Raw genomic sequence first — 3,212 nt, 5'->3', positions numbered from 1 at the left:
CGCTCCAGAGCCGCCGAAGCGTCGCCGCCCCATCTTCGGCGGGCAGCGTGCCGCCCTCCAGCAGGCCCAGGCGCAGGCCGCGGCGACAGAGGTAGCCCCCACGCTCGAGGAGCATGAGCCCTTCACCGAGGAGCAGCTGCAGCGCGCCTGGATGCGCTACATCGAGGAGGTGCTCCCGAGTGAGCAGATCGTCTGCCGCTCCATCCTGCTGGAGTGCCTACCGCATCTGCTCAGCGCCACCGAGGCCGAGACGGCACTCCCACCGAGCTCCGCCGCCCGCGAGGCCGTCGAGGCCATCTATCCCCAGCTCCTCAGCTACCTACGCGGACAGCTGCACAACCATGACCTGACGCTGCTGCTGCGTGAGAAGAACTCCGAGGAGCAGGCGCGCCTAGCCTTCACGCCCGAGGATAAGTTCAAGAAGCTGGCCGAGGTCAACCCACAGGTCGTCGAGCTCAAGGAGCGCCTCGGCCTGCGCTTCACCTAGCGCCCTTCCCTTGCCCTGACCCAACCCCAAATACAGCATAGACTATGAAGATCAAGCAACAGATGGCAGCTCTCGTGGCGACCACCGCGCTGGTAGCCGCTGCCCCTGAGCAGCTGGCCGCGCAGCAGTACATGAGTCCGGAGATGATGCTGAGCCTAGCGCGCCTCGGCGAGTCCGCCGCTTCGCCCGATGGCAAGCAGATCGTCTACAGCGTCGGCTTCCCCAGCATCAAGGACAATAAGATACGTACCGAGTTCTTTACCATCACGAGCTCGGGCAGCGCACGCCGCCAGATCACCGAGGGGCTCAAGGGCATCCACGCTCCTCGCTGGATCCAGCAGGGGCGCCGCATCAGCTACCTCTCCTCCGAGAGTGGTAGCTCGCAGCTCTGGACGATGGCGCCCGACGGCAGCGATCGCCGTCAGGTGACAGACGTCGAGGGAGGCATCACGGACTACCTCTATTCGCCCGATGAGACGAAGCTCGCCTATATCCACGAGATCAAGTTCGGCCAGTCTACGGCCGACCGCTACCCTGACCTGCCGCAGGCTACGGGGCGCATCATCACCGACCTGATGTACAAGCACTGGGACGAGTGGGTAGAGACCATCCCGCATATCTTCGTCGCTGAGCTGGGCTCGGGACTGGTGAAGGCGGGTAAGGACATCCTCGAGGGCGAGCCCTACGAGGCTCCGACTAAGCCCTTCGGCGGTGCGGAGGAGCTCTCCTGGAGCCCCGATGGCAAGACGCTGGCCTATTCCTCGCGCAAGAAGACGGGCCTGGAGTACGCCCTCTCGACCAATACCGATATCTACCTCTACGACCTCGCGACAGGACGCACGCGCAACGTCACCGAGGGCAATGGCGGCTACGACACGCAGCCCCGCTTCTCCCCCGATGGCCGCAGCCTCAGCTGGATCAGCATGGAGCGCGACGGCTACGAGGCCGACCTCAAGCGCCTCTTCACCCTCGATCTGAAGACGGGGGCGAAGAGCTGGCTGACCGAGGGCTTCGAGTGCGACGTTGAGCAGACCGTCTGGGCCGCCGACAGCAAGTCCATCTACTTCCTCGCTACGAAGGAGGCCGAGACGCAGCTCTGGCAGCTAATACTCCGAGGCAAGAAGCTCCGTCAGATCACCTCGGGGACGCACGACTATACCTCCATCGCACTGGCGGGAGGCAAGCTGCTGGCAGGTCGCCAGACGATGGTGCAGCCCAAGGACCTCTACCTCGTCGAGCCCAAGACGGGCGCAGCGCAGCAGCTGACCCAGGAGAATGCTACGACGCTGGCCCAGCTAGCCACCCCCACCGTCGAGAAGCGCTGGATCCAGACCACCGACGGCGGCCGTATGCTCGTATGGGTGCTCCTGCCGCCGAACTTTGACAAGACGAAGAAGTACCCCGCACTGCTCTACTGCCAGGGTGGGCCGCAGAGCACCGTGAGCCAGTTCTTCTCCTACCGCTGGAACCTCCGTCTGATGGCCGAGCAGGGCTACATCGTCATCGCCCCCAATCGTCACGGCGTCCCCAGCTTCGGCAAGGCGTGGAACGAGCAGATCAGTGGCGACTACTCGGGGCAGAATATTCAGGACTACCTCACCGCCGTCGATGAGGTGAGCAAGGAGCCCTACGTCGATAAGGCGCGCCTAGGCTGTGTCGGGGCTAGCTACGGCGGCTACTCGACCTTCTACCTAGCGGGCGTACACCAGAAGCGCTTCTCCGCCTTTGTCGCGCATGCGGGGATCTTCAACCTCGAGCACCAGTATATGTGCACCGAGGAGATGTGGTTTGCCAACTGGGATATGGGTGGCGCACCCTGGGAGAAGGGTAATGCCGTGGCACAGCGCACCTTCGCTAATTCGCCTCACCGCCTCGTGGGCAATTGGGATACGCCTATCCTCGTCATCCACGGCGAGCGTGACTATCGTATCCTGGCTGATCAGGGGATGGCAGCCTTCAACGCCGCCAAGCTCCGTGGCATCCCTGCCGAGCTGCTCGTCTACCCCGATGAGACGCACTGGGTCGTCAAGCCGCAGAACGCTCTGCTCTGGCAGCGCACCTTCTTCGGCTGGCTCGACAAGTGGCTCAAGAAGTAAGCCCGCCTGCGCCCTAGCCTAGCTGCTATATAAGTAAGCCTCGCCCCCGCAACGCTCGTCGAGTATTGCGGGGGCGAGGCCTTTCCGTGTCCTAGATGCCCCTCTCGCTTTTCCCTACGGTGCCGAGGCTAGGGGAGGGGACTCGTCGAAGGCGGCCCGCGGCTGCGCCTTGCCCTGCCTTTACTTGATATAAGGAAAGCGTGTTGGCGCTCGGACTGCTATCCCTCGCTGCGCTGACTGGCGTCGGTCAGCGCGGTGACTGCCGTCAGTGGGCGGCCTGACTGCTATGGGTCAGCGGCGGGGCAGGCGGTGCCACGTGGCGTGCGGACAGACCTATGACTAGCTTCCTCGTCTCCTCGCAGCGCTCCCAAAACCCCTTGTAAGCGCTCCTAAATCCCCTTTTCCGCACCTCCTCGCCCCGCTCCGCGCTCGTCTAACGCCCCTTCCTGCCCCCAATTTCTCGTGAGTGAGAAAAAACTTTTGGCCTCTGTAATCCGCTGTTCTAAACGGCAATGAATAGCACTCAGAGCCTGCTCCCGGCACCTTTTTCTCTTTGAGATTTGGTTGGTATTAGTTTTTCGTCTTACCTTTGCAACCGCAAACGAGGAAAGGCCCACGGAGCTACGGCA

The 3,212-nt window shown here is 63.0% G+C and carries 1 protein-coding gene and 1 pseudogene; both read left to right on the top strand.

All coding sequences use genetic code 11. The features are described from left to right. Positions 1-487 (top strand): annotated as a pseudogene (locus Q0248_RS03340) (DNA polymerase III, subunit gamma and tau); the annotation flags it as partial. Between the two features lie 44 nt (positions 488-531). Continuing rightward, positions 532-2,583, top strand: coding sequence for a S9 family peptidase (locus Q0248_RS03335; protein ID WP_299319729.1), 2,052 nt, complete (start codon positions 532-534; stop codon positions 2,581-2,583). Positions 2,584-3,212: the final 629 nt, after the last annotated feature.

This window comes from uncultured Porphyromonas sp., assembly GCF_938046015.1.
Lineage (GTDB): Bacteria > Bacteroidota > Bacteroidia > Bacteroidales > Porphyromonadaceae > Porphyromonas.
This window is presented reverse-complemented; position numbering and strand designations above follow the sequence as displayed.

What these genes read in the sequence shown, in the direction of transcription:
- Q0248_RS03335 (WP_299319729.1), top strand. Translation starts at nt 532, where the DNA reads ATGAAGATCAAGCAACAGATGGCAGCTCTCGTGGCGACCACCGCGCTG.